The sequence below is a fragment of the Plantactinospora sp. DSM 117369 genome (assembly GCF_053764795.1).
This window is the reverse complement of the sequence record NZ_CM132446.1, coordinates 2,554,277-2,579,669: the sequence shown is the minus strand read 5'-3', so window position 1 is coordinate 2,579,669 and position 25,393 is coordinate 2,554,277. Positions and strand designations below refer to the sequence as shown.

Below are 25,393 nucleotides of genomic sequence, written 5' to 3'. Positions count from 1 at the left end.
CTACCTGATGCCGGCGTTGTCGATGATGGACTGGGCGGCGGCCGGCCAGTTCTGGTCGGGGACCTCGACGGTGCCGGTGATGATGTTGTCATGCTGGCCGTTGCAGGTCGGGCTGTCGCCGGGGTAGTTGACGGTGCTGCCGACCGCGCAGGCGATCAGGTCGTCGTCGGTGTAGTTGCCGGTGACGACGTTGTCGGTCGCGACGTCGTCCCACAGGTTCAGCCACGCGCGGGTGTCGTGCACGACGTTGCCCGGCACCTCGATCGCGGAACTGTCGTTGTCCAGGTAGATCGCGTTGTTCGCGGTGTCCGCGTCGTGGCCCACGCCGTGCACGTAGTTGCCCCGGATCACGGTGTCCGGCTGGAAGTGCAGCGTGTGGATGCCGCCGACGTCGTAGAGGGTGGTGCCGACGGTGTGCACCTCGTTGTTCTCGACCAGCACGGTGCCGTAGGTCGCCGGGTTGTGCCAGCCGATCATGATGCCGTCGAGCGGCAGGTTCCGCACGAGGTTGTGCCGAATGCTGAGGTTCGCGGCGTTGGGGGCGAAGAGGCCCGCGGCGCCCTGGTAGTCGCGCCCGGCCAGCTCGATGAGGTTGTCCTCCACCACGATGTCGCTCGCCTGCAGGGTCGCGGACGGGTTCGAGGTCAGGTCGCCGATGAGCAGCCCGGTGCCGGAGATATCGCTCATCGTGTTACGCAGGACGGACACGTCGTGGGTGCCGGTGCCGAGGCTGAGGCCGGACCCGCCCAGTCGGCTGAACCGACACCCCTCGATGGTGACGTCGTGTGCGTACGTGAACGTCACGTTGCCGGGCACCAGTTCGGTGGTTTCCGTCGTCCCGCTGGTGGAGAAGTAGACGTTCTTGCCCATCTCGGCGAAGCCGTTCGGGCCCTCCGGGCCGAGCCAGGTGGCGTGGGCGAAGGAGATGCCGCGGAACGTGACGTGGTGCACCGGCGCGGCGGCGGTGCCCGCCGCCCGTAGCACGGTCTGCAGGGCCGGCGCGCAGACCTGGGCGCTGGACATGTTCTCGCCGGAGCGGGGGATGTAGTAGACGACGTCGCCGCCCCGGTCGAGGTAGAACTCGCCGGCGCTGTCGAGCAGCTCGTACGCGTTCTCGACGTAGCTGACCGCGTCCCAGTCGTACACGGTGCCCGCGCGGACCTGGGCGTTGTGCCAGCACTGGTCCACCATGTCCACGGCGGTGCCGGTCATCGCCTCGACCGCGCACCGAAACGAGCGCCACCGTTTGTAGCCCCAGAGCTCGACCTGGCTGAGGTCGCCCCAGCTGGCCATGGTGGCGAAGGCGGGGTTGTTGGCGGTCCAGCCCGTGCTCGTCTTGGTGAACGCGCTCGCCGCCAGCGTGGCGCTGCGCGCGCGGACCGCCCGGACGCTGTTCACGTAGAGCTGGCGGGTTTCCAGAGCGGACGGCACGCTGGCCGCGTAGATGTTCTTGGTCGCGTCGTGCAGCGTCCAGCCGCTGATCTGGACGCCGCCGCTGAGCACCGGTGCGGCGCCGGGCGCGTTCTGGTAGATGACCCGGTATCCGTTGCTGCCTGAGTCGGCGCCGGCCAAGGTGAACGTCGAGCCCAGCGCGTAGATGCCGCCCGCGAGCTGGACGACGATGTCGCCGGTCATCGCGTCGTTGTCGACGCGGACGCGGTCCCGGGCGGTGGTGAGGGCGCACGGCGCGGTGCTCGTGCAGGTCGTGCCCGTGCCGCTGGGCGATACGTACAGCGTCTCCTGGACCGCAGCCTGGGCGGCGGCCGGCCGGACGACCAGAAGCAGGGCCGTGACGAGGGTGAGGGCGAGGGTGTGCGCGAGCCGGTTCACGATGCCTCCTCGATGTCGTAGCGATGCGGGGTGAGCGACGGGCGGCGGACGTCGCGGGCGGTGCCGAGGTCGAGCAGCAGCTGCGTGGCCGGCGGCAGCTCGACCGTCACCGCCGGGCCGCGGGCCGGAGCCGCGTCGCCGCCGTCGCGGCGCGCGTGGGTGAAGTCGTGCTCGCCAAATGCGCCGGCGAGTACGGCGAGCCGCCGGGTGGCGTGGTTGGAGAGGTTGACCAGGCGGATCCGCGTCTGGTCGGCGGTGACGCGCTCCACGAGCGCGGCCACGTCCGGCGGCAGGCCGGGCCGGCGGCGGTCCAGGTCGAGGTGGCGCACCCCGTTGGCGTACAGGCCGCCGTTGTAGACGACCTGGGGTGCGCCGGTGGTGAGCTGTAGCAGCACCTCGGTTACCACCGGGTTGTGTTCCTGCCAGTGGTGGATGTGCCGGCCGGCGATCGGGCTGTCGTCGGCCTCGATGGCGGCCACCCGCTGCTCGACCTGGTCGAGCGCCATGGCCAGGGCCCGCTGGGGGTAGTCGGGGTTGTCCCCGTGCAGGTACCGCCACCAGGGCCGCTCGTGCCCGTCCTCCCCCTTCGCCCGAAACAGCCGGACGTCACGGTCGGCGTCGCACAGCTCGGCCAGCCGCCGTTCGTCGGCCGCCGACATGCTGGTCAGCCACAGCCACAGTGGCATCGCCGCCGGCGGCTCCTGGAGGTCGAACCAGCCGTGCGGCCCGTGCCGGTACGGCACCAGCAGCCGGCGCCGCCCGTCCACCTCCCGGTGCTCGCCGAGCGCGACGACCCGGTCGAGCAGGCCGCGCGGCAGGCCGAGGTACCCGTCGTCGCCACTGACCAGCCGGGCGTTCAGGCCGCCGAGCAGCGCGGCCTGCCACAGCGTGTGCAGCCCGTGTGGCCACTGCCATCCGTAGTGGCCGCCGTACCAGTGACCGCCGTGCAGCTCACCCACCCGGCCGGAGGGTCCGACGTTGTCCGGCAGGATCCCACCGTTGGCCTCGGTGCGCTCGATCCATCCGCGCACGTATGTGGTGACCCAGTCCCGGTACCGGTCGTCGCCGGTGAGCAGCCAGGCGTTGGCCAGCAGGCCGGTCGCGGCCAGGTTGACCGGTATGTCGCCCTTGCCGAGGCGGGCCTGCATCGCTTGGCCCATCCGCCGGGCGTTGACCGGATCGGCCAGGTCGTCCCAGGCGGCGATGCCCGGTAGGTCGTACAGCGGTAGCCCGTAGGCGCCGCCGAAGTGCTTGTCCGCGCCGTAGACCTGCCACTCCTCGTTGATATCCGGCCGCGGCCCGCCGGCTCCGGTGTGTGGCGCCCGGATCATGTTCAGCCGCGGGTCGTAGTTGCCGGTCGGCGAGCCGGGCAGGTAGAGGTCGGCGAACCGGGCCGCCCGCGCGGTGAACTCGGCGTCGCCCGGGTCAGCCGCGCAGATCGCGTAGAAGAAGATCATCGACTCGCCGATGTGGAACCAGTCGTACCCGCGCTCGAACTCGTCCACCACCAGCCCGAGCTCGGTGAGCTGGCGGGTCACCCCGCGCCAGTGGTGCTTGCTCGCCTCGAGCAGGTCGTCGGCGCCGCCCAGGAAGTACAGCGCCGGCCAGTTGAAGAACGCCTCGTAGAAGTCGTCGGCGCCGTCCCGGCTGGGCAGCGTTCCGGCGAAGTGCAGACTGCCGTCCGGTCGGCAGTACCGCCGCTCGAAGCGCCGCCACGCGTCGTCGAGCGCGTCGAAGAGCCGCCGTTGCAGGACCGCCCACTCCGGCGGCGGGTCGAGTGGCGTGCTGGCCCGGATCATGACCGGTACACCCGGGTCGCGGTGCCGCCGAGGATGGCGGCCCGGTCGTCGTCGCCGAGCGGCGGCAGCGCCGAGACGAGCAGGTCCCAGGTGTCCGGGTAGCCGGCGGCCAGCAGGCACTGCGGCCAGTCCGAGCCGAGCATGAGGCGCTCGGCGCCGAACAGATCCACCGCAGCGGCCGCATACGGGGCCATCCGCGCGGGTACGCCCTCGGCGAGCAGGAGCAGCCCCGACACCTTCGCCAGCACGTTCGGGCAGGCGGCCAGCGGCGCGACCGACGCCACCCAGTTCGCGGTGGGGTCCCGCAACGCGGGGAAGCCCAGGTGTGAAAGGACGAACGTGAGCTCGGGAAGGTCCCGCGCGGCCCGCGCCGCCGAGGCGAGTTGGTCCGGCCGTGCGACGAGGTCGAAGACCAGCCCTTCGGCGGCCACCACGGCCAGGCCGCGCCGCACCTCGGCCCGGTCGAGATAGGGCTCGTGCTGGCGGGAGACGTGGGCGCGTACCCCGGACAGCCACCGACTGCCCGGCAAGGCGCGGTATCCGGCCAGGACGTCGGCGAGGTCCGGGCGGCTGGGGTCGATCCAGGCGACCACGCCACCGATCTGCTCGTGCTTCTCGGCGAGTGCGAGAAGCTCGCCGGCCTCCGCCTCCTGGGCCAGGCCCGCCTCGACCAGGATGGCCCGGTCGACGCCGGCCGCGCCCATCTCGGCGGCCAGCTCCGGTGCGGTGAACGGGCGGCGCAGCGCAGCCCGGACCGGGTCGTCGAGCCAGCGGTAGCCGCGGGCCGGATCGTGCCACAGGTGCACGTGCGCGTCGACGATCATTCTTTCAGCGCCAGGTAGATGTGCAGGCGGGTGCTGGCTTCGCCGTCCGGCTCGGCGGCCAGCCGTAGCCAGTGGCCGAAGTGGGTGACGCCGGCCGTGTAGACCCCGGGCGCGTCGAATCGCAGCGGCTCGCCGTACGGGCACCATTCCTGGCCGTCCGGGGAGATCTCGGTGCGGGCGTGCCACGTGCCGGAGCACTCCAGCACGCGAACGAACCAGCGGGCCTCGCCGGCCCACGCCACCTCGAACGGTTCGGTGGCGAACGTGGCGTCGCGGCGGGCGTTGCGCTCCACGACCGCGGTTTGGGAGATGCGGACCACTGACGATCACCAATCCACGGAGATGAGGCAGGAGTCGACGAACAGGAAGTTGCGCACGTTGGTGTTGGTGCGTACGTCGAGCAGCAGGTTGAACAGGCCGCGCAGCCCGGTGTACGGGTGCGGGTAGACCGGCACCGGTATGTCGCGCAGGTCCATCACGCGGTCGTTGACCTGGAGCTCGACGCTGCGCCCGGCCGCGGTGTCGACCGTCCAGCGCAGGTAGTGCCAGTTGATTTTGGTGGGCACCTCGTTGAGGCAGAGCGTCCCTCCGCCGCCGGGCACCGGCTCCCAGTCGTCCTCGCCGACGGTGTGGAAGTCGCCGGCGGGGACCTGGCCGGTCAGCTGCATCTTGGTGGTGGGCTGCAGCGAGGTCTTGTAGTGCCAGCCCTGGACCAGCTTGCCCTCGGCGGTGGCGTTCAGGTAGCGCAGCGCCACGTGGTAGCGGCTGCCGTCCAGCCGGCCGATGTCGTTGCTGATCGTGAACGAGCCCAGGTCGCGTTCGCTCAGGTCCTGGTTGCCGTCCCACGTCCGGTCCCGGTAGGCGTCCGGCCCCTGGCGGGCCTCGGCCTTGGCGGCGAAGTACATCTCGAACTGGACCAGGGCCTCCTTGGCCAGCGTCAGCCGCTTGATCAGGCAGGCGGTGTGCCCGGGGACCGGTCGGGTGGCCAGCTTGAGCGCGTACGTACCGTCCATCGCCCCGTGCGAGCCGATGTCGAAGAACGTGCAGGTGCTCAGCTGTGGCGGGCGCAGGTCCGCGAAGGACGGGCGAACGGCGCTGAGGTCGCCGTCGTGGTTGCCGCACAGCTCGGCCCAGCCGTTGATGCCACGGTCGAAGTCGTCGTAGGCGAGCACCCGGCGCAGCGGGTTGAACTTGTCCACTGTGTCCTATCCCTTGATACTGCCGGCGGTGAGGCCGGCGACGACATGCCGCTGCGCCGCCACGAAGACGGCCAGCACGGTGAGCACCGAGAGGGTGGTCGCCGCCATCTGCACGTTCCACAGCGGACCGCCGTACGGGTCCTCGAACTGGGTCAGCGCGAGCGGCAGCGTGTACTTCTCGTTGCTGCGCAGGAAGATCAGCGGTTCCAGGAACAGGTTCCAGCTGCTCCACATGGACAGGATCGTCACCACCGCGACGGTGGGTCGCACGAGCGGTAGTGCGATCTTCCAGTACGTGCCGAAGTAGCCGAGCCCGTCGAGGCGGGCCGCCTCCTCCAGTTCCCGGGGCAGGGAGAGGAAGGCCTGACGCATCACGAACGTGGCGATCACGCCGGTGCCGGAGAAGATCGGGATGACGACCAGCGGCCAGTGTGTGTCCATCAGGCCGAGCGCGCCCACCATCCGGAACAGGGGCACGATGGTGACCTCGTGCGGGATGAGAATGCCGCTGACGATGAGCAGGAACAGCAGGCTCCGGCCCCGAAACCGCAGCCGGGCGAAGGCGTAGCCGGCCATCGACGACAGGACGATCGTGCCGGCGGTGACCAGGATCGCGATGTAGAGGCTGTTGAAGTACTGCCGGGCGAACGGCTGGAGCTCGAAGACCCGGGCGAAGTTCTCCCAGCGCCAGTCGGTGGGCAGGAAGGTGGGCGGGTACCGGAAGATCTCCTCGTTGGTCTTCAGGGCCGAGGTCAGCATCCACAGGCCGGGCAGCAGCACCGGTACGGCGAGGACGACCAGCAGCAGGTAGAGCGCGGCGCGCGAGGCGAGGGCGTGCAGCAGGCGACTAGTCGGACTCATAGAACACCACCTTCTTGCGCAGCTGCCACAGCCCTGCGGTGAGCAGCAGCAGGATGGCGAACATGAGCAGGGACAGCGCGCCCGCGTACCCCAGGTCGCCGGTGCCGAACGCCTGCCGGTAGATGTAGAAGATCAGCACGGTGGTCGAGTAGCCCGGGCCACCGCCGGTGAGCAGCAGGATCTGCTCGAAGACCTTGAACGCCCCGATCGTCATGAGCATGACCGCCATGAGGATCTCGGGCGAGATGATCGGCAGGGTGATGCTGCGGAAGGTCCGGAACCGCCCGGCGCCGTCGACCCGGGCCGACTCGGTGAGCTCCTTCGGCACCGACTGCAGGGCGGCGAGGAAGATGAGCATGTTCATGCCCGCGCCCTTGAGCACCTGTACGACGATCACCGCCGCCATCGCCGCGCCGGGCTCGCGCAGCCAGTCCGGGCCGTGGATGGACAACGTCCGCAGCAGGCTGTTGACCGCCCCGTTGGGCAGCAGCAGGAAGTGCCAGACGATGGTCCAGGCGGCCAACGAGACCAGCGTGGGTGCGAAGAAGATGGCCCGGAACACCTTGATCGCGGGCAGCTTCTGATTGACCAGGACCGCCAGCAGCAGGGAGAGGCTGATGCCCAGCGGCACGATGCAGACGACGAAGACACCGGTGGCGACCAGCACGCCGGGCAGCCGCGGATCGTCCGCCAGCGCCTCGTAGTTGTCCGCGCCGGCGAACGTGAACTGCCCGGTCAGCGTCTCGAAGTGGTGCAGGCTGTACCACCCGACCATGACCAGCGGGCCGATGACGATGGCCAGGAAGCCGAGCACCAATGGCGCGGTGAACAGGTACCCGGCGATCTGCTCCCGAACCCGCCGCGTCAGCCGGGGTGGCCGGATCGGTGCGGTCATCTCCGACCCGGCCGATACCTCTGTCTGGACCTGGACCATCACTACCGGGTCTTCGCCAGCAGGGGCGTGATCGCGTCGCAGGTCTTCTTCATCACCGCGGCGACGTCGGCGCCCGGCTTCCACAGCGGTTCGAGGTTCACCCGGACCTCCGGCGCGATCTCGCCCATGTTCGTGTGTACCGGCGAGCGCTTGCCGTTGGTGATCCCGTCCACCACGACGGCCTGGAGTTGCTCCTTGCTCAGCAGCGGGTTGGCCGCGGACAGCGCGTCGGCGGTCACCAGCGACCGGCGGATCGACGGGAAGTACTGGATGAGCTGCTTGGAGCTCTCTTCGTTGGTCAGGAAGGCGACCAGCTTGGCGGCCTGCTCGGGGTGCTTGGAGCCGGCGAACGCGACGAACGCCGACTGGCCGATGACCACGCTGCTGCCGGCCGGGCCGGTCGGCTGCGGCACCAGGCCCCACTTGAAGCTGGCCTGCTTGAGCTGCACCGCCGTGCTGATGTACGTGCTGATCATCCCGGCCTGGCCGGCGGCGAAGTCGGCCGCTACGCCCGGCCCTGGGTACCCCTTGTCCACCGTGATCATCTTGTGCAGGAAGGTCATCGCGTCCACCATCTTCTGGTCGGTGAACGTGCAGGTGGTGCCGTCGGCGCTCCACGGCGCCGCGTCGAAGCCGGCCCACAGGTGCGACAGCGAGATCCACTGGTCGTCGAACTTCTGGTACGGGCCGATGTAGAAGCCACCCACGCCCAGCGTGTCGTGCAGCTTCTTCGCTACCGCGGCCAGGTTCTCCCACGTCCAGGTGCCGTTCTTGACCATCTCGTCCGGCGTGGGCAGCCTGGCCCTGGCGAACATGTCGGCGTTGTAGAACACACCGGCGGGCGAGGTGGAGAACGGGATCCCGTACACCTTGTCTCCCGGCGCCCAGACGCCCAGCTGCGAGGAGATCAGGTCGCCGTGGTTGTACGACGCGTCGCCGCGTACGGTCGGACCGAGGTCCACCAGGCCCTTGGCGGCGATGAAGTCCGGCGCGTCGCCCTCGCCCAGCCAGCCCACGTCCGGGCTGTCGCCACCCGAGATCTGTGTGGTCAGCACCGTGCGGTAGTTCTGACCGGATGGTGTGCTCTCCACCTTCACGGACGCGACGTCGGGGTTGGCCTTGACGAACGCCGCGGCGAGGTCGTTGAGGATCTTCAGGTGGGCCTCGTTGCCGGACCACACCACCACCCGCAGGTCCACCGGGCCGTCGGAGTCGTTGGAGGACCCGTTGCCGCACGCGGTGACGGCCAGGGAAAGGGCGACGGCGGTCGCCACCCATCGGGCAAGTCTCATGGTTGTCTTCCTTCGTCGTCTACCAGTTCGTGAACGCGCCGTCGGGGCGGCGCAGGTGGGGTCGCTCCACCGCGACGGCGTGCAGCCGCCGGGCGGCGGACCGGTCCAGGTCGATGCCGAGGCCTGGACCCTCGGGCGGTGACAGGTAGCCGTCCCGTACCAACGGCCGGCCGGTGAAGAGTGCGGCCACCTCGGGCGAGAGCTGCCGGCGGTGCTGTTCCTGCACGCTCACGTTCGGGGTGGCCAGGCTGAGGTGCAACGACGAGGCCGTGGTCACCGGCCCCAGCGGGTTGTGCGGGGCAAGCTGGATGTAGTGCGTCTCGCACCAGCCAGCGATCTTCTTGGACTCGGTCAGCCCGCCGGCGATCGCCACGTCGACCCGAGCGTGGTCGACGAGGTCCTCCTCGATGAGGCGGCGGAACTCCCACTTGGACCCGAGCTGCTCACCCGCGGCGAGCGGCACACCGGTGCGCAGCCGCAGCATCCGGTAGCCCTCCAGGCCCTCGCTGCGCAGCGGGTCCTCGACGAAGTACGGCCGGGCCGATTCGATCTCCCGGCACAGCGTGACCGCCTCCGGCGGGTCCAGCCTCGTGTGTACGTCGATGGCCAGCTCGATCTCGTCCCCCACCGCCGCGCGGGCGGCGTGGAAGTTCGCGATCGCCCCGCGCATGGCGGCACGCGGGTCGAGCACCCCGTCGTCGTCCTGCACAGCGAGGCGCAGGTGTCGCCAGCCCTCGGCGACGAGCGCGCGGCAGGAGTCGGCGGTGGCCTCGGGGTCGAGCTTGGTCTCCACGTGGGTGTAGCAGTCCACCCGGTCCCGGACCTGCCCGCCGAGCAGCGCGTGGACGGGCACGCCGAGAACCTTGCCGCGGATGTCCCACAGCGCCACGTCGATCGCCGCGATGGCTGCCGCGACGGTGCGGTCGCCAGGGAAGAACCCGCGCCGGAACATCACCTGCCACAGGTGCTCGACGCGGGCCGGGTCCTCGCCGACCGCCAGCTCGCGCAGGTGCTCCAGGGCGCCCAGCACGGCCCGGTAGCGGGTGCGTACGCCGACCTCGCCGAGGCCGTACACGCCTTCGTCGGTATCGACGGCGACGAGGATCATCGCGTCGTCGCCGTCGGGCAGGACGAGGACCTCGACGTCTGTGATCTTCACTGGTGGTCTCCGTCCAGGCTGGCGACGTCGCTCCAGAACCGATCGGGAATGGCCATCCGGTGCCACCGCACGTCCTGTTCGATCTCGTCCGGGGTGGCCGCGCCGACGAGCGTCGCGGTGATCGCGGGATGCCGGGCGGGGAACTGCAGGGCGGCCGCGGCGAGTGGTAGCCCGTGCCGCTCGCACACCGCGCGTAGCCGGACCGCGCGGTCGAGCACCGTGGCGGGGGCTGGCCGGTAGTCGTACGTCGCGCCGGGCACGGGATTGGCGAGCAGCCCGGAGTTGAACACCCCGGCGGCGACGACCGCCACGCCGCGCTCCGCGCAGAGCGGCAGCAGTTCCGCGGCGGCGGACCGGTCGAGCAGCGTGTAGCGTCCCGCGATGAGCACGCAATCCAGGTCGGTGTCCCGCACGAACCGGGCAGCCGCGTCGGCGTAGTTCATGCCCACGCCCACCGCCTGGACGACGCCGGCCGCGCGCAGCTCGGCTGCGGCCCGGTAAGCGCCGTCCACGGCCTGTGCGTGGTGGTCCTGCGGGTCGTGGATGTACAGGATGTCGATCCGCTCCGTCCGCAGCCGGCGCAGGCTCGCCGCCACCGACCGCATCACCCCGTCGTACGAGAAGTCGGGAGTCCGGTCCGGGCCGATACCGGCCTTTGTGGACAGCACGAAATCGTCCCGGGGCCGGTCGGCGAGAGCCGCGCCGGCGCGCTCCTCCGCCCGCCCGGCTCCGTAGAGCGGCGCGGTGTCGAACAACCGCACGCCCAGCTCCCAGGCTCGGTGCAGCGTCTGCCGCCACGGTGCGTCGCCGACCTTGCCGATGGGTGCCAGGCCCAGTCCGAGGCCACCCGCGAGGCGGTCCATCACCACGGTCATGTCAGGCCCCGGCCGCCAGGTCGCCCCGGCGGATCTGGTCCAGCTCCGCCGGCGGCAGCGCCAGCCCGTAGATGCGGAAGCCGTCCAGGTACGCCGGCGGGGTCCGATCCGCCGTGGTGAGCGTGGTGGCACCCAGGCGCAGCTCGACACCGGGTGCGGCGGCCAGCGGGGCCGCGGTGGCCTGGCTGCCGAGGGTGGTGACCGCGCTCGTCCGGTCACCGTGGTACACGGTCAGCCTGCTCCCGTCGCCCACCACGGCGAGGAACTGCCACTCCCGGGCGTCGAACACCGGCGGCCGCATCGCCACGGGCCCGATCTGCAGCAGCGTGGCGACGGCACCGGCGGTGGATCCAGCCAGCACGTACCAGTCCAGGGCCGCGCCGCGGCCCAGGATGCGGTCGAAGGCAGCCGGATCCTCGGCCAGCCGCAGCCACAGCGCGAGGGTGAACCGCGGCAGCGCGTCGAGCTTCGCCGAGCCGCCCACCCCGGGAGTGACGAACCCGGCCCCGGCCGTCAGATCCAGCGCGCCGCCCGAGCCCGAGGGCGTCTGCGCGGTCCGCCGGGCGGCGCCGTGGAAGCTGCCCGGTGCCGGTGGCGCGGTGCCGCCGTCGGCCGCCGCCTCGGTGCCCGTCCCGGACTCGTCGAAGGCGTACGCCAGCAGCGGGGTCAGGCCCGCCACGACGCTGACGGTGGTCGTAGCCGCCAGCGTTATGTTGTGGAGGGTCACGGTCGCGGTCAGTGTCGCGCTGCCGGTGCCCTTGGCGGTCACCCGCCCGGCGGCGTCCACCACGACGACCTCCGGGCGGTCGCTGGCGTACTCGATGGTCGCGGCGGAGAGGTCGGGGGTGCCGCCGGTGTCGGTGCGGCCGCTGGGCACCAGCCTGGTGATCTCGCCGACGCCGAGCAGGGCGTCCTCCGCGGTCACGGACACCTCCCAGAGGATGTCGCCGACAAGGACCCGCACCGGCGGGGTACGCACCACGGCCTCGCCGAGCGTGACGGTGGCCGTGACCGTGGCGAGCCCGGGCCCGCGCGCGGCGAGCGTGCCGGCACTGTCCACCGTGGCCACCTCGGGCGCGCTGCTGGCGTACCGGATCCGCGCCCGCCGGAGGTTGGCGTCGCGCCCGTCGGCAAGCAGGCCGTGGACCGTGACCGTGGTCCGCTCCCCCGCCGCGAGCTTGCCGCGGGTGACGGTCGCGGTCGCCTCCCACAGCGTTTGCGCGAGGTCGGTGCGCGGCCGGGGCACGCGCAACAGCAGCACACCGGAGGGCAGGTCCGGGGTCGCCGTGCCGGGCTGGGTCGCGACCACCTCCGCGGGCGCTCCGGGCCGGAACGGGTAGGTGCCGAGGAACAGGCCGAACCGCGGCTCCGGATTGTTGCCCGGCCCGGTCATCTCGTCGAGCACGACGCGCGCTTCGCCAGCGGCGTGCCGCACCACCACATCGAGCTTCTGTGGCCGGGCCGCGTTGCTGGTGCGGCGGGCGTAGACGCGGTACATGCCCGGCTCGCCGACCGCCGGGCGACACCGGACCGCGCGGCCGTCGGTGCCGACCGGGTCGGCGCCCGCCGCCGCGAACACCGCGGCCATGGACGCGATAGCCGGCAGCGGCGCCTGGCCGGCGACACCGGTGTTGCCGAGGTCGATCGGCCGGAACCCCAACGCGAACGCCGGAGAACTCGCCCGCAACCGGTAGTCGCCACGGGCCGGGTCAACGAACCGCGGGTCGGCCGCGACCGAGCGCGCATCGTTTCCGGCCGCCTGCCACGCCGCCAGCGTGTGCAGCGGCTCGAAGCGCACCGGCGCGGCGCCGTTGAACAGCACGTTGCGGTCGCCGTCGACCAGCCGGCCAGGCGCCGCCCAGGCGGCGTCCAGCAGCGGCGGCATGACGTCCAGCCGGTACGTGAGGTCGTCCGTGGTGTGCACGTTGGCCAGCACATTGCCGCGTACCACGTTGTCCCGCAGGACCCCGTTGGGGTTGACGACCCACACCTGACCGGGGTCGGCGAGCACGTTGTTGACCAGCGTGTTGAACTGCCCGCCGTTGGCCAGGAACGGATACGACGCGTCCACCACGAGGTTGTTCTCGAACCAGAAGTGGCTGCTGCTGTGGTCCGGGTAGAGGCCGACGCCGTACCCGTACACGGTGTCCTCGCTGATGCGGAGCAGCCCGCGGGCGCCGCGGACCACGTTGTTGCGGACCAGGTTCGGCGCGGCGAGGTTCGTCATCACCGCCAGGTTGATCGCGCCGGTGTCGGCGGTGCTCGTAATCACGTCGGTGAACCGGTTGTACGCGATGACGTTGCCACCCTGGTTGCGGAAGCCGAACACTCCCTGCCGGGTCATGTCGTGCACGTCGTTGAACGCGATGAGGTTGCCCGCGGCCAGCGCCGTGGAGTCGGGCCGGCTGCCGAGGTTGAACCCGGCGGCGAGCACCCGCACCCGGCCGCCGTGGTGGATGTGGTTGCGCAGGAACGCGTTGCGCAGCGGGGCGTAGTCCTGCACCTCGGGCCGGTCGTCGTACACGATGCCGTAGTCGAGTACCGCGGCGGACAGCAGCACACCGCCGACGCCGATGTCGTCGATCTCGTTGCGCCGCACGGTGTTCTCGCAGCTGTCCAGGTGCAGCCAGATCCCGTAGCCGTCGACGCCGGTGATCCGGCAGTCCTCGACAGTGCAGTGCCACGCGCAGTCCAGCTGAATGGCCGCGTCGGTGGGCGACCGGTCCGAGACGTACGTGCGGCTGCCCTTGGTGTGCCGGAACTCCAGGCCGCGCAGGGTCACCCACTCCACCCGTGCGGTGCCGGTGGCGTCCCCGCGCAGGGTGACCAGACGGTCGAGGTGGGGCGCGACGAAGGTGGCCGAGTTCGGGTCCTCGCCCGGGCGCGGCAGGTAGTCCAGCCGTCCGGCGTGGCTGTCCAGATAGAACTCCCCGGGGGTGTCCAGCTCGGACCGGACGCCGGAGACGAAGAAGTAGTTTCCCGCAGCGAAGCTGAGCGCGTTGGCCGGCCGGTCCACCGTGACGATCCCGGTGACGGGGTCGATCGCGGTGATGGGCAGCAGCTCGTTCCAGTACTGGTAGGCGGGGACGGCGTCGACCAGTGCCTCGGGGTCGTCCTTCCAGCTCGCCTTGACCAGTGCGGGGTCGGCGTACAGCTTTGTGGCGTTGGTCGCTGGCACGACCGGCACGGGGAACTTCTGGAACCGGATCGAGCTCAGCCCGGCGACCCGTGCCCTGTCGTCCTCGGCCTGGACCACCACCCGATGCTCGTCGCCGGCCAGCGGTGGCAGGTTCGTCCCGGCAGCGGCGAAGCCGGCGTCGGTGGTGAACACGAGCGCGTCCAGGTGCACCCGGTGGTCGCCGCCTCGCGGCGTGGTGTTGGCGATCCGGATCCGGTGCTCGCCGGCGCCCAGCTCCAGGCCGCCCGCCGCCTTGCTGTACTTGACGACGCGGTACCCACCGCTGCCGTCGATCGTGGACAGCGGCACTGCGGCGCCGTCCACGGTGACGGCGAGGAAGTTCTGGTTGTCCACCTCGGCGGTGGCCACGCCGAGCCACAGGTCGTAGGTGGCCGCCGTGGTGACGGTGAACCGGTATTCGACGTAGTCGCCGCCGCGGGCCAGCCCGGCGAGGAGCTGGTGGGGGTGCTGCCCGCCGTGGAAGATGTAGCCGCGGCCGGGCTGCTCCGGGTCGGGGTTCGGAAAGCGGGCGAGCGTCTCCCGCCGCCCGTTGACGAAGAGCGTACGGAACGACCACGGCGTGGCGAGCCTGGTGGACCAGACGCCGTCGGCGCCTCGCGTCCACCGGCCGGTGATCGGCCGCCCGCCGGAGATGACCGCACGCTCGCCGGGCGCGGAGCGCCACACGATCGGGCATTCGGCCGTGCCGGAGTCCTCCGGCGTGAGCACCAGCGGCTCGGGCAGGTAGTAGGTGCCGCCCCGCAGGACCACCTCGAGCGGGCGGGTGAGCGGGTGGCTTCGCTTGCGGCGGCGTACCGCGTCGCGGGCCGCGGCCAGCGTGGCGAGTGGGCCGTCGGTACCGGCCGCGTTGCGGCGTTCCAGCCGTCCGCTCCACCGGTCGTCGCCGTCGGTCGCCACGTAGATCCGGTCGACGGCGGTGGACGCGGCCTGCGCGGACCCGCCCGCCAGGAGGTGCCCAGCCGCCGGCAGCGTGCCGAGTACGCCAACCAGGCCCGCGTCGCGAAGCAGTTGGCGGCGTGTCCGTCGCGAAGTCGTCATGGTCGCACCTCCGAGTCCGGCTGAGGCGCTCGGTTGTCGGCCCGACGAGGCCAGCCAAGCGATCTTCGAAACATAGGGTTAACACGCCCGACTGTCAATACCGAGGCGTCTCGTCAGTATATTGACACGGCCGGAAACGGCGAGCCGCCCGGGCGCGATGCCTGACGGGTCAGGGTGTGGCCAGGTCCGGATCCGAGACCAGGTCGGAGAGCTGGCGCAGAACCTCCAGCGCGCGGTCGACCCGCTGCTTGTTCGCCCGCGCCTTCAGCATCGAGATGCTGACCGCGTACGGCCCAGCACTCGGCGGCAGGCCGCGCACGGGCATGGCCACGCCGAAGATCCCCTCGGTCGTCTCCTCGTCGTTGATCCCGTAACCCCGCTCCCGGGTGGCCGCCAACTCGGCCATCACGTCACCGATCGAGGTACGCGTGTTGCGGGTCATCGGGGCCAACGGCGCCGCGGCGGCGAGCAGTTCCCGTACGTGTTTCGGATCCAACTCGGCCAGGATCGCCTTGCCCAGCGCGGTGCAGTACGCGGGCAGCCGCCGCCCGATCCAGGTACGCACCGGCACCGGCGTCGGCCCGTCGACCCGCGCCAGGTAGACCACGTCGAGCTGGTCCAGCACCGCCAGCTGGGCGGTCTCCTCCAACAGGGCACCGAGCGCGGCGCACCGGTCGCGGAACATCCGCCCGACGTCCAGCGCGTCGAGATAGGCCATGCCGAGCTCGGCCAGCCGCGGGCCGAGGACCAGCCCGCCGTCCAGGGACTGCAGGAAGCCGAGTTCGATCAGCGCGACGCAGATGTTCATCACCGAGGAGCGGGGCAGGTTGGCCCGGGCGGCCAGCTCGGCGATGGTCACGGCCTCGCCCTTGGCGCCGCCGACCATGTCCAGGATGGCGCCGGCGCGCAGGACGGCCGGGGCCGGAACCGCGCTCGACCACGCCGAGGATCGACGGACGGCCATGAGATCTCCACTCTTCGGTCACGGTGGTACGAACGCCTACCAGCCTACAGACGTTTCGTCAGCTTGCTGACCCGAGCGTCGCCACCTAATGTCAGTGGGCGTGAGGTACCCCTCCCCCGGCCGCGTGCTCGTCACCGGCGCCGCGGGCCGCATCGGCAGGGCGGTCCTGGCGCTCCTGGCGGACCGCGGGATCATCGCCACCGCGCTCGTCCTGGACGATCCCGGTGACCTTGCGGCCGATCGGGTCGTCACCGGCGACGCCGGCGATCCGGACACCGTCCGCACGGCTCTGGCCGGCGTTGACGCCGTCATCCACCTCGCCGCGATACCGTCCCCGGCGGGGCACAGCCCCTACGCGGTGTTCGGTGGCAACGTGACGGCGACGTTCACCGTGCTGGAGGAGGCCGGCCGGATCGGCGTACGCGCAGCGGCCATCGCCAGCAGCTACTGCACCACGGGCCTGCCCTTCGCCCGCGCCGGCCTGCACCCGGCGTACGTCCCGCTCGACCTCGCGACACCGTCCCAGGTGGAGGATCCGTATGGCCTGTCCAAACAGGTCGACGAGCTGACCGCGGCGGCGATGGCCCGCCGGTACGGGATGGCCGTGACCGCCCTGCGCTATCCGTTCGTCGCCTCGGCGGAGCGGCTGGCCGCCCGCGCCGCCGAGATAGCCGCCGACCCTGCGCACGCCGCCCGCGAGCTGTGGATGTATCTGGACTCCCGCGACGCCGCCCGAGCCGCCCTGCTCGCGCTCGGCGCTACCGGCGCGCACACGGTCCACGTCGCCGCGCCGCGGACGCTGGCCCCCTACCCCACGCTCGACCTCATACGCCGTTACCACCCGGAGACCGAGATCAGGGCGCCGCTGCCCGGGCGTGCCGCACCCCTTGACCTGGCGCACGCCCGCGACCTGCTCGGCTTCACCGCCGAGCATGCGCTGGACGTCGTAGGAACGCCCGCTGACCCGGGTGCGATCAGCGAATCTCTTTCAACCTGAACCACGCGGCGCTCGCGCACCGCGTCTGACCTTGCGGTCCACCGCACCGCAAGAGGAGGGTGAAGAGGTTCAGTAGGTCGCGCGCCCGCCGCTGATGTCGTACACGGCGCCGGTGGAGAAGCTGACCTTGTCGGATACGAGCCAGGCGATGAGTTCGGCGACCTCTTCGGGCCGGCCAAGCCGTCTCATCGGGATGAGGCTGGTGATGTGGGCGAGTGCCTCCGGCGCGGTGGTGGCGTTCATCGGTGTCTCGATCACGGCGGGGGCGATGGCGTTGACGAGCACTCCGCTGGTGGCCAACTCCTTGCCCAACGACTTGGTCAGGGCGATGACGGCGGCCTTGGACGCCGAGTACGGCGACATGTTGGGGTTGCCGTCCTTGCCGGCCATGCTGGCGATGTTGACGATGCGGCCCCAACCCCGCTCCCGCATGCCTGGGACGAAGGCCTGACAGGTGTTGAAGGTGCCGCGGACGTTGACCGCGAAGGTCCGCTCCCAGCCGTCCAGCGGGATCTCCCACAGGGGCGCGCTCGGGCCTACGATGCCGGCGGAGTTGACCAGGATGTCGACCGGCCCGACCTGCCTGGCGGCGGTGCGGACGGCGGCGGCGTCGGTGACGTCGACCCGTAGGTCGGCGCCTTCGGCGACGTCCAGCGTGACGACGGTGACGCCCTCCGCGGTCAGGCGGGCGGCAGCCGCTTCGCCGAGGCCACTCATGCCACCGGTGACCACAGCGGTACGGGAGGAACTCATCGAGGGTCCTTTCTCAATGGGATTCGCGAGACACCCGGTCACCGCTGGCGCCGGTGAGGAAGGTCAGGTCAGCGCCGGTGTCGGCCTGGCGGACGGTGTCGACGTAGAGCCGTTCCCAGCCGCGGCGAGGAGTGGCGAACGCGCGGACGGTGGCCGATGCCGGCTCACGGGCGGCCAGCACCTCGTCGGGCACGTCGACGTCGATGCGGCGTCCGGCGACGTCGAGGACGATGGTGTCGCCGGTGCGGACCTTGGCGAGTGGCCCGCCGGCGGCGGCTTCTGGGGCGACGTGTAGGACAACCGTGCCGTACGCGGTGCCGCTCATCCGGCCGTCGCAGATGCGTACCATGTCCCGGACGCCGTCGGCGAGCAGTTTCGCCGGCAGCGGCAGGTTGGCGACCTCGGGCATGCCGGGGTAGCCCTTTGGTCCGCAGCCGCGCAGGATCAGCACCGAGTCCGCAGTGACGGCCAGGTCGGGGTCGTCGAGGCGGGCGTGCAGGTCTTCGACCGAGTCGAAGACGACCGCAGGGCCGCGGTGGTGCAGCAGGTGGCGCGAGGCGGCGGCGGGCTTGATGATGGCGCCGTCGGGGGCGAGATTGCCATACAGGACCGCGATCCCCGCGTCAGACCGCAGCGGTGCCGTGCGCGGGCGGATCACCTCGCGGTCATGGACGCGGGCGTCGCGGACGTGGTCGACCAGCGGGCGGCCGGTGACGGTGATGGCGGTGGCGTCGAGCAAGTCGCGCACCTCGGCCAGGACGGCGTGGAGTCCGCCGGCGCGGTACAGGTCGTCCATCAGGTGGCGGCCGGCCGGCTGGAGGTCCACCAGCAAGGGGACCCCGGAGCCGGTGCGGTCGAAGTCGTCGAGGGTGAGGGCGACGCCGAGCCGGCCGGCGATAGCGAGCAGGTGGACCACGGCGTTGGTCGAGCCGCCCAGCGCGGCGAGCGCAACGATCGCGTTGAGGAACGCGGCGCGGCTCAGTACGGCGCTGGGTCGACGCTGGTGAGCCACCAGCTCGACGGCGAGGACGCCGGTGGCGTGGGCGGCCTCCAGCAGACGGCTGTCCGGCGCCGGGATGCCAGCCGTCCCCGGCAGGGTCATGCCGAGCACCTCGGCGAGCAGGCCCATTGTCGAGGCCGTGCCCATCGTGTTGCAGTGTCCCTTGCTCCGGATCATCGCGGACTCGGACTTCAGGAACGCCTCCTGCGACAGGGTGCCGGCGCGGACCTCCTCACTGAGCCGCCACACGTCGGTGCCGCAGCCGAGCGGGACGCCGCGGAAGTGCCCGGTGAGCATCGGCCCGCCGGGCACCACGACGGCGGGCAGGTCGACCGAGGCGGCAGCCATGAGCAGGGCCGGGATGGTCTTGTCGCAGCCGCCGAGCAGCACCACGCCGTCGATCGGGTTGGCCCGCAGCATCTCCTCGGTGGCCATCGCCGCCATGTTGCGCCACAGCATCGCGGTGGGCCGGACCTGTGTCTCCCCCAGCGAGACGACCGGCAGGTGCAGCGGGATGCCACCGGCCTCGTAGACACCGTTGGCGACGCTGTGGGCCACCTCGCCGAGGTGAGCGTTGCACGGCGTCAGGTCGGAGGCGGTGTTGGCGATGGCGATATGCGGACGGCCGGTGAACGCGGAGTCCGGCAGGCCGCGTCGCATCCACGCGCGGTGGATGTACGCGTTGCGGTCACTGCCGCCGTACCACTGCGCGCTGCGAAGCCCCACGCGGACAATCCTCCAACTTTCCAACTATCGGAATGACTTTCGCTTTATCGAAAAGGAGCCTAGCATCCAGGACATGACCGAGTCGCCGGACGGCAAGCTGGTCGGCGCCGACCGAGTCCTCGCCGTGCTCACCGAGCTGGCCCACCACCCCGCCGGCGTCGCGCTGGACGACATGGCGCGAACCATGGCCAGCCCGAAGCCCACCGTGCACCGCGCGCTCGCGGCCCTGCACCGGGCCGGGTTCGCGGCGCGGGACGGCTACGGCCGCTACGTGCTCGGCGACGAGTTCCTGCGGCTGGCGTTCGCGCACCACGAGGCGCGCCCCGACCACGTCCGGGTACTGCCGATCCTCACCGCGCTATGCGAGCGGCACGGCGAGACAGTCCACTACGCCACGCTCGACGGCCGCCACGTGGTCTACCGCTCCAAACTGGACCCGTCGATCGGCGCGATCCGCCTCAGCTCGACGGTCGGCGGCCGCAACCCCGCCCACTGCACCGGCGTGGGCAAGGTGCTGCTCGCCGAGGCGCTCCACACCGAGCAAGCGGTACGCGACTGGGCCGGCGACCGACCCCTGGAGACACCCACCGGGCGATCCATCGCCACGGTCGAGGCCCTGCACGCCGAGCTGGTCCGGATCCGGCAGCAGGGCTACGCCGTCGACGACCAGGAGAACGAGCCGGGCATCACCTGCGTCGCCGTGCCGGCCTACCTCGGCTCGCCCACGGTGCCCAGCGGCGCGGTCAGCGTCAGCGCCCTCGCGTACCGCACGCCCCTGGACAAGCTCGTCGACGACGTGGCCGCCATCCGCGCCATCGTCGCCGGACAGGAGATCGGGTGACGTCGCGTTCGCCGGCCCCGAGCTCGACGTGCTCGTCATCACCACCGCCACCGAGGGCCACTCCCCCGTCGGCCTCACCCGGCATCCCCACTTCGGCCGCCTGTGCACCGCGCGTCCCGGGGTGCGCAAACTCCCCACGCCCTACCGGGCTCCTTGAGACACGGAGAAACTCATGCACCTGATGCGCGTCGGTGCGATCGGCGCCGAGAAGCCCGCCGTCCGCGTGGACGACACCCACTACGTCGACGTTTCCGACCTGGTCACCGACTTCGACGAGCGGTTCTTCGGCTCCGGCGGCATCGCCCAGATCGCTGGCCCGGTCGCCGAGCGGGTCACCGCCGGCGTCGTGCAGCCGTTCGGCGGCCAGCGGATCGGAGCGCCGATCGCCCGTCCGCACCAGATTCTCTGTATCGGCCTCAACTACAGCGACCACGCTGCCGAGACCGGCCAAGCCGTGCCGGCCGAGCCGATCCTGTTCACCAAGAGCCCCAACACGCTGGTCGGCCCGTACGACGACGTGTACATCCCGCGCGGCGCCACCAAGACCGACTGGGAGGTCGAGCTCGGCATCGTCGTCGGCGCCCGTACCTCCTATCTGGACGATGTCGCGGACGCGGCGGCGGCCATCGCCGGCTACGTGCTGGTCAACGACGTCAGCGAGCGAGCGTTCCAGATGGAACGCGGCGGGCAGTGGAGCAAGGGCAAATCCGCGGAGACGTTCAACCCGGCCGGCCCCTGGCTGGCCACCCCGGACGAGATCCCGGACGTACGCGACCTGGGCATGTGGCTGGACGTCAACGGCGTACGGCGGCAGACGGGCTCGACCAAGACGATGATCTTCGACCCGTACGTCATCGTGCACCACCTGAGCCAGTTCATGGTCCTGGAACCCGGCGACCTCATCAACACCGGCACCCCGCCCGGCGTCGGGATGGGCCACACACCGCCGGTCTGGCTGCGACCGGGCGACGTCATGGAGCTGGGCATCGACCGTCTCGGCGTCGCCCGCCAACGCGTCGTGGCACCCCGGTGAGGGCCCCCGCGATGCGCGCGCTGGTCCTCACCGGACCGCACCGGGCCGAGGTACGGGACGTACCGCCTCCGGTCGCCGCCGCCGGGCAGGTGGTCGCCGACGTGGAGCGGGTCGGCATCTGCGGCACCGACGTCGAGCTGTTCACCGGCGAGATGAGCTACCTGCACACCGGCGCGTCCTCGTACCCGCTGCGCCCCGGCCACGAGTGGTCCGGTGTGGTCACCGCCGCCGGGCCCGGCGTCGACCCCGCCTGGGTCGGCCGCCGCGTCACCGGCGACACCATGATCGGCTGCGGGCACTGCCACCGCTGCCGTCACGGCCGCCACCACGTCTGTGCGCACCGCCAGGAGCTCGGCATCCGCGACGGCCTACCCGGCGCCCTCGCCGAACAGCTGGCCGTACCCACCACCGCCCTGCACCCCCTGCCCGGCACCGTGGACGCCACCCTCGGCGCCCTCGTCGAGCCGGGCGGCAACGCGCTGCGCAGCGTCCAGGCCGCCGGCCTCGACGCCGGCGAACGGCTGCTCGTCCTCGGCACCGGCACGATCGGCCTGCTCGTCGCGATGTTCGCCCGCGCCCGCGGCATCGACGTACACCTCCTGGGCCGCGACGGCACCCAACTGGAGCTGGCCCGCACGCTCGGCTTCGCCGACGCCTGGACCCGCGCCACGCTGCCGTCGCTGCCCTGGGACGCCGTCGTCGACGCCGCCAACGACCCCGAGCTGCCGGCCTTCGCGCTAGACCTCGTCGAGCCCGGCCGCACCGTCGTCTACATCGGACTCGCCGGCAGCCCCAGCGCCGTCGACACCCGCGGCCTGGTCTTCAAGGACGTCACCGCGGTCGGCATCCTCGGCGCCTCCGCCGGCCTGCCCGGCGCCATCGACGCGTACGCCCGCGGCACCGTCGACCCCCGCCCCCTGGTCGCGGCCACTGTCGGTCTCGCCGACGCCCCCGACATCCTGGCCGGACGACGCCCCGACGGCGCAGGCCCGAAAATCCACATCGACCCACGCCGGTTGACGACATGACAAACCCTCCCGCCCGCCGGCTGATAGCCGCGTTGCGAGCCGCCGCACCCGGCGGGGTCCGCACCCGGGTCACCGACCGGCTCGGCATGGCCCACGACGCCTCCCACTACCTGCTCACGCCGCAGGCGGTGCTGGTGCCCCGGGACGCCGCGCAGGTCGCGGCGCTCATGCGGGTCGGCGCCGCCCGGGGCGTACCGCTGACCTTCCGGTCGGGCGGTACAAGCCTCAGCGGGCAGGGCGTCACCGGACACCTGCTCGTCGACGTCCGCCGCCACTTCCGCGCCGTCGAGGTACTCGACGGCGGCGCCCGGGTACGCGTCCAGCCCGGCGCCGTCCTGCGGCAGGTCAACGCCCGGCTCGCCCCGTACGGCCGGCGGCTCGGGCCCGATCCGGCCAGCGAGTCGGCGTGCACGATCGGCGGCGTCATCGCCAACAACTCCAGCGGGATGACCTGCGGTATCCACGCGAACACGTACCAGACACTCGAGTCGATGGTGCTCGTGCTGCCCAGCGGCACCGTCGTCGACACCGCCGCCCCGGACGCGGACGCCCGGCTGCGCGCCACCGAGCCCGCCCTCGCGGCCGCGCTGGAACGGCTGCGCGATCGCGTACGCGGCAACCCCGACTCCGTACGGCGCGTCACGGCGCAGTTCTCGCTCAAGAACACCATGGGGTACGGGCTCAACAGCTTCCTCGACCACACCTCGCCCGTGCAGATCCTGGCCCACCTCGCCATCGGCAGCGAAGGGACGCTGGGTTTCGTGGCCGAGGCGGTGCTACGGACCGTGCCGGTGCACCCGGCCGCGGCCACCGGCCTGGTCGTCTTCGCTACGCTGCGCGAGGCCATGGCGGCGATGCCCGACCTCGTCGCGGCCGGCCCCGCCGCGGTGGAGCTGCTCGACAGCGAGTCGCTGCGCGTCGCACAGACCGACCCGCGAGCCGACGATGTGCTGCGCGGCCTCGCCGTCGAGCGGCACGCCGCGCTGCTCGTAGAGTGGCAACAGCCCGACGCGGAACGCCTCACCGAGGCCGAACACCACGCCCGGCGGGTCTTCGACCGGCTGCGCCTGGCGGTGCCAGCCCGGCTGAGCCGCGACGCCCGCGGCCGCGCCGCGCTCTGGCACATCCGCAAGGGCCTCTACGCCGCCGTCGCGGGCGCCCGCCCCACCGGCACCGTCGCCCTGCTGGAGGACGTCGCCGTACCCGTACCCGCGCTCAACGACCTCTGCGACGACCTCAACCGGCTGTTCGACCGGCACCGGTACGAGCGGAGCGTCATCTTCGGCCACGCCAAGGACGGCAACCTGCACTTCATGCTCAACGAGCACTTCGGCCCCGGCGACGACGTCCGCCGGTACGCCGACTTCACCGAGGATCTCGTCGACGCCGTCCTCGGCCGCGGCGGCACCCTGAAGGCCGAGCACGGCACCGGCCGGGTGATGGCGCCGTTCGTCCGCCGCCAGTACGGCGACGAGCTCTTCGACGTCATGCTCGAGGTCAAACGACACTGCGACCCCACCGGCACGCTCAACCCCGGCGTGCTGCTCACCGACGACCCGCAGGCGCACCTGCGCCATCTCAAACCCGTCGTCACCGTCGAACCCGAGGTCGACCGGTGCGTCGAGTGCGGCTACTGCGAGCCGGTCTGCCCCAGCCGCGACCTCACCACCACGCCACGGCAACGGATCGTCCTGCGCCGCGAGCTGGCCGCCGCCGAAGCCGCCGGCGACACCGCGATCGCCCGGCAGCTGGAACGGGAGTACCAGTACGACGCCGTGGACACCTGCGCCGTCGACGGCATGTGCGCCACCGCCTGCCCGGTGCTCATCAACACCGGCGACCTCACCAAGCGGCTGCGAACCGTACACAACGGCCGCGCGACCCAGCGCGCCTGGCGTACCGCCGCGAAGCACTGGGACGCCGCCACGCGCGCCATGAACGCCGCCCTCGACCTGGCCGCGACCGCTCCCCCGGCGATCGTGGAGGGCATCACCCAGGCGGCCCGCGTGACCGGCCTGCCGGTCTGGACCCGCGACCTGCCCCGCGGCGGAAGCCGCCGCCGCGCGGCGGCCGAGCCGGACGCCGACGCCGTCTACCTTCCCTCGTGCCTCAACACCATGTTCGCCCCGGCCGAGGGTGGTCCCGGCGTCATGTCCGCGCTGCGCACGCTGACCGCCCGCGCCGGCCTCCGCCTGCGCATTCCCGACGGCGTCGGCGACCTGTGTTGCGGCACGCCGTGGTCCTCCAAGGGCCTGCCCGACGGGTACGAGGTGATGCGCCACCGGGTACGCGACGTCCTCACCAGAGCAACCGACGGCGGCCGGCTGCCGATCATCAGCGACGCGGCCTCCTGCACCGAGGGCCTGCACCAGCTGCTCGCCGCCGAGCCCGGCCTCCAGGTCGTCGACGCCGTCACCTTCACTGCCGAACACATCCTGCCGCGGCTACCCATCGGCCGCCGGCTGCCATCCCTCGCGCTGCACCCGACCTGTTCCTCCGTGCGAATGGGTCTGGACACCGCGATCGCCCGCATCGCCGAAGCCGTCGCCGAACACGTCGCCGTCCCCGGCAGCTGGCAGTGCTGCGCCTTCGCCGGCGACCGCGGCCTCCTACACCCGGAGCTCACTGCCTCAGCGACCCGAGCCGAGTCCGACGCCATCGCCGCGGGCGACTACACCTCCCACGCCTCGGTCAACCGCACCTGCGAGATCGGAATGACCCGCGCCACCGGCCGCACCTATCACCACCTGCTAGAAGTGCTCGACCAGGTAACCGCATAGGGACATCACCGTCCGACGACATCTGGCCGCTGCTTCGCGCGCGACACCCCCTCAGCATTCACCGCCGCCATTGCGGGCGGGGGTATACGCACAGAGCGCGCCGACCCGAGGACCGATGGTGCCGCTCTCTGATCTGGCCACTGTGGATCGGACGTTAAAGTCCTGATGGGACGGTCATTTCGCTCTCGCGGCCGCCGGCCCGGGCGTTGAGCGGACGCGCGCGCAGCCGGGGATCCGTGCCGCTGGTGGGGCACGGATGGC

General features: G+C 71.7%; 19 protein-coding genes. 5 read left to right on the top strand and 14 right to left on the bottom strand.

The features are described 5' to 3' along the window. The 12 genes from ACSMXO_RS11530 to ACSMXO_RS11475 all read right to left on the bottom strand — a co-directional run bounded on the left by ACSMXO_RS11530 (window position 1) and on the right by ACSMXO_RS11475 (window position 15,974). Entirely contained in the window at window positions 1-1,830 is a 1,830-nt protein-coding gene (locus ACSMXO_RS11530; RefSeq protein ID WP_455417683.1) for a right-handed parallel beta-helix repeat-containing protein, read from the bottom strand. After that, complete coding sequence (locus ACSMXO_RS11525; RefSeq protein ID WP_455417682.1) at window positions 1,827-3,629, bottom strand: hypothetical protein; 1,803 nt, start codon at window positions 3,627-3,629, stop codon at window positions 1,827-1,829. The genes ACSMXO_RS11530 and ACSMXO_RS11525 overlap by 4 nt, the downstream gene beginning before the upstream one ends. Next, on the bottom strand, window positions 3,626-4,453 hold the full coding sequence (locus ACSMXO_RS11520) for an amidohydrolase family protein (RefSeq protein ID WP_455417681.1): 828 nt from the start codon (window positions 4,451-4,453) through the stop codon (window positions 3,626-3,628). The genes ACSMXO_RS11525 and ACSMXO_RS11520 overlap by 4 nt, the downstream gene beginning before the upstream one ends. Then, window positions 4,450-4,746 carry a hypothetical protein gene (locus tag ACSMXO_RS11515; protein ID WP_455417680.1) on the bottom strand — a complete coding sequence of 99 codons (297 nt, stop codon included), beginning with the start codon at window positions 4,744-4,746 and terminating at the stop codon, window positions 4,450-4,452. Before ACSMXO_RS11515 ends, ACSMXO_RS11520 begins: the two co-directional genes overlap by 4 nt. Window positions 4,747-4,779: 33 nt before the next feature. Next, window positions 4,780-5,652 carry a DUF6772 family protein gene (locus tag ACSMXO_RS11510; RefSeq protein WP_455417679.1) on the bottom strand — a complete coding sequence of 291 codons (873 nt, stop codon included), beginning with the start codon at window positions 5,650-5,652 and terminating at the stop codon, window positions 4,780-4,782. 6 nt (window positions 5,653-5,658) lie between these two features. Next, a complete protein-coding gene (locus ACSMXO_RS11505; protein ID WP_346263046.1) occupies window positions 5,659-6,513 on the bottom strand; it encodes a carbohydrate ABC transporter permease in 855 nt (284 codons plus the stop codon). Continuing rightward, window positions 6,500-7,408, bottom strand: a complete 909-nt coding sequence (locus tag ACSMXO_RS11500) for a carbohydrate ABC transporter permease (RefSeq protein WP_455417678.1) — start codon at window positions 7,406-7,408, stop codon at window positions 6,500-6,502. The genes ACSMXO_RS11505 and ACSMXO_RS11500 overlap by 14 nt, the downstream gene beginning before the upstream one ends. A 41-nt stretch (window positions 7,409-7,449) precedes the next feature. Further along, window positions 7,450-8,739, bottom strand: a complete 1,290-nt coding sequence (locus ACSMXO_RS11495) for an ABC transporter substrate-binding protein (protein WP_455417677.1) — start codon at window positions 8,737-8,739, stop codon at window positions 7,450-7,452. A gap of 19 nt (window positions 8,740-8,758) precedes the next feature. Further along, window positions 8,759-9,898 carry a galactonate dehydratase gene (dgoD, locus tag ACSMXO_RS11490; RefSeq protein WP_455417676.1) on the bottom strand — a complete coding sequence of 380 codons (1,140 nt, stop codon included), beginning with the start codon at window positions 9,896-9,898 and terminating at the stop codon, window positions 8,759-8,761. Further along, window positions 9,895-10,773, bottom strand: coding sequence for an aldo/keto reductase (locus ACSMXO_RS11485; RefSeq protein WP_455417675.1), 879 nt, complete (start codon window positions 10,771-10,773; stop codon window positions 9,895-9,897). Before ACSMXO_RS11485 ends, dgoD begins: the two co-directional genes overlap by 4 nt. A 1-nt stretch (window position 10,774) precedes the next feature. Beyond that, window positions 10,775-15,010, bottom strand: coding sequence for an Ig-like domain-containing protein (locus tag ACSMXO_RS11480; protein WP_455417674.1), 4,236 nt, complete (start codon window positions 15,008-15,010; stop codon window positions 10,775-10,777). Window positions 15,011-15,179: 169 nt separating this feature from the next. Further along, a complete protein-coding gene (locus ACSMXO_RS11475; protein WP_346263052.1) occupies window positions 15,180-15,974 on the bottom strand; it encodes an IclR family transcriptional regulator in 795 nt (264 codons plus the stop codon). 100 nt (window positions 15,975-16,074) lie between these two features. On the opposite strand from ACSMXO_RS11475, the gene ACSMXO_RS11470 reads away from it, so the two are divergent. After that, window positions 16,075-16,971: an NAD-dependent epimerase/dehydratase family protein gene (locus ACSMXO_RS11470; RefSeq protein ID WP_455417673.1), complete on the top strand. Its 897-nt coding sequence runs from the start codon at window positions 16,075-16,077 to the stop codon at window positions 16,969-16,971. Between the two features lie 69 nt (window positions 16,972-17,040). On the opposite strand, the gene ACSMXO_RS11465 is transcribed toward ACSMXO_RS11470, so the two are convergent. Beyond that, window positions 17,041-17,724 carry an SDR family NAD(P)-dependent oxidoreductase gene (locus tag ACSMXO_RS11465; RefSeq protein WP_455417672.1) on the bottom strand — a complete coding sequence of 228 codons (684 nt, stop codon included), beginning with the start codon at window positions 17,722-17,724 and terminating at the stop codon, window positions 17,041-17,043. 13 nt (window positions 17,725-17,737) lie between these two features. Then, a complete protein-coding gene (locus tag ACSMXO_RS11460; protein WP_455417671.1) occupies window positions 17,738-19,450 on the bottom strand; it encodes an IlvD/Edd family dehydratase in 1,713 nt (570 codons plus the stop codon). A 73-nt stretch (window positions 19,451-19,523) separates the two neighbouring features. Between ACSMXO_RS11460 and ACSMXO_RS11455 the strand changes: the two genes are divergently transcribed. The 4 genes from ACSMXO_RS11455 (at window position 19,524) to ACSMXO_RS11440 (ending at window position 25,132) form a co-directional block, all read left to right on the top strand. After that, window positions 19,524-20,291, top strand: a complete 768-nt coding sequence (locus tag ACSMXO_RS11455) for an IclR family transcriptional regulator (protein WP_455417670.1) — start codon at window positions 19,524-19,526, stop codon at window positions 20,289-20,291. A gap of 172 nt (window positions 20,292-20,463) precedes the next feature. Continuing rightward, a complete protein-coding gene (locus ACSMXO_RS11450; protein ID WP_455417669.1) occupies window positions 20,464-21,324 on the top strand; it encodes a fumarylacetoacetate hydrolase family protein in 861 nt (286 codons plus the stop codon). Window positions 21,325-21,335: 11 nt separating this feature from the next. Beyond that, window positions 21,336-22,352, top strand: a complete 1,017-nt coding sequence (locus tag ACSMXO_RS11445; protein ID WP_455417668.1) for a zinc-dependent alcohol dehydrogenase — start codon at window positions 21,336-21,338, stop codon at window positions 22,350-22,352. Continuing rightward, on the top strand, window positions 22,349-25,132 hold the full coding sequence (locus tag ACSMXO_RS11440; protein ID WP_455417667.1) for an FAD-binding and (Fe-S)-binding domain-containing protein: 2,784 nt from the start codon (window positions 22,349-22,351) through the stop codon (window positions 25,130-25,132). Before ACSMXO_RS11445 ends, ACSMXO_RS11440 begins: the two co-directional genes overlap by 4 nt. Window positions 25,133-25,393 lie beyond the last annotated feature (261 nt).

What these genes read in the sequence shown, in the direction of transcription:
- ACSMXO_RS11520 (WP_455417681.1), bottom strand. Translation starts at nt 4,453, where the DNA reads ATGATCGTCGACGCGCACGTGCACCTGTGGCACGATCCGGCCCGCGGC.
- ACSMXO_RS11465 (WP_455417672.1), bottom strand. Translation starts at nt 17,724, where the DNA reads ATGAGTTCCTCCCGTACCGCTGTGGTCACCGGTGGCATGAGTGGCCTC.
- ACSMXO_RS11500 (WP_455417678.1), bottom strand. Translation starts at nt 7,408, where the DNA reads ATGACCGCACCGATCCGGCCACCCCGGCTGACGCGGCGGGTTCGGGAG.
- ACSMXO_RS11440 (WP_455417667.1), top strand. Translation starts at nt 22,349, where the DNA reads ATGACAAACCCTCCCGCCCGCCGGCTGATAGCCGCGTTGCGAGCCGCC.
- ACSMXO_RS11445 (WP_455417668.1), top strand. Translation starts at nt 21,336, where the DNA reads ATGCGCGCGCTGGTCCTCACCGGACCGCACCGGGCCGAGGTACGGGAC.
- ACSMXO_RS11450 (WP_455417669.1), top strand. Translation starts at nt 20,464, where the DNA reads ATGCACCTGATGCGCGTCGGTGCGATCGGCGCCGAGAAGCCCGCCGTC.
- ACSMXO_RS11505 (WP_346263046.1), bottom strand. Translation starts at nt 6,513, where the DNA reads ATGAGTCCGACTAGTCGCCTGCTGCACGCCCTCGCCTCGCGCGCCGCG.
- ACSMXO_RS11480 (WP_455417674.1), bottom strand. Translation starts at nt 15,010, where the DNA reads ATGACGACTTCGCGACGGACACGCCGCCAACTGCTTCGCGACGCGGGC.
- ACSMXO_RS11525 (WP_455417682.1), bottom strand. Translation starts at nt 3,629, where the DNA reads ATGATCCGGGCCAGCACGCCACTCGACCCGCCGCCGGAGTGGGCGGTC.
- ACSMXO_RS11495 (WP_455417677.1), bottom strand. Translation starts at nt 8,739, where the DNA reads ATGAGACTTGCCCGATGGGTGGCGACCGCCGTCGCCCTTTCCCTGGCC.
- ACSMXO_RS11475 (WP_346263052.1), bottom strand. Translation starts at nt 15,974, where the DNA reads ATGGCCGTCCGTCGATCCTCGGCGTGGTCGAGCGCGGTTCCGGCCCCG.
- ACSMXO_RS11485 (WP_455417675.1), bottom strand. Translation starts at nt 10,773, where the DNA reads ATGACCGTGGTGATGGACCGCCTCGCGGGTGGCCTCGGACTGGGCCTG.
- ACSMXO_RS11455 (WP_455417670.1), top strand. Translation starts at nt 19,524, where the DNA reads ATGACCGAGTCGCCGGACGGCAAGCTGGTCGGCGCCGACCGAGTCCTC.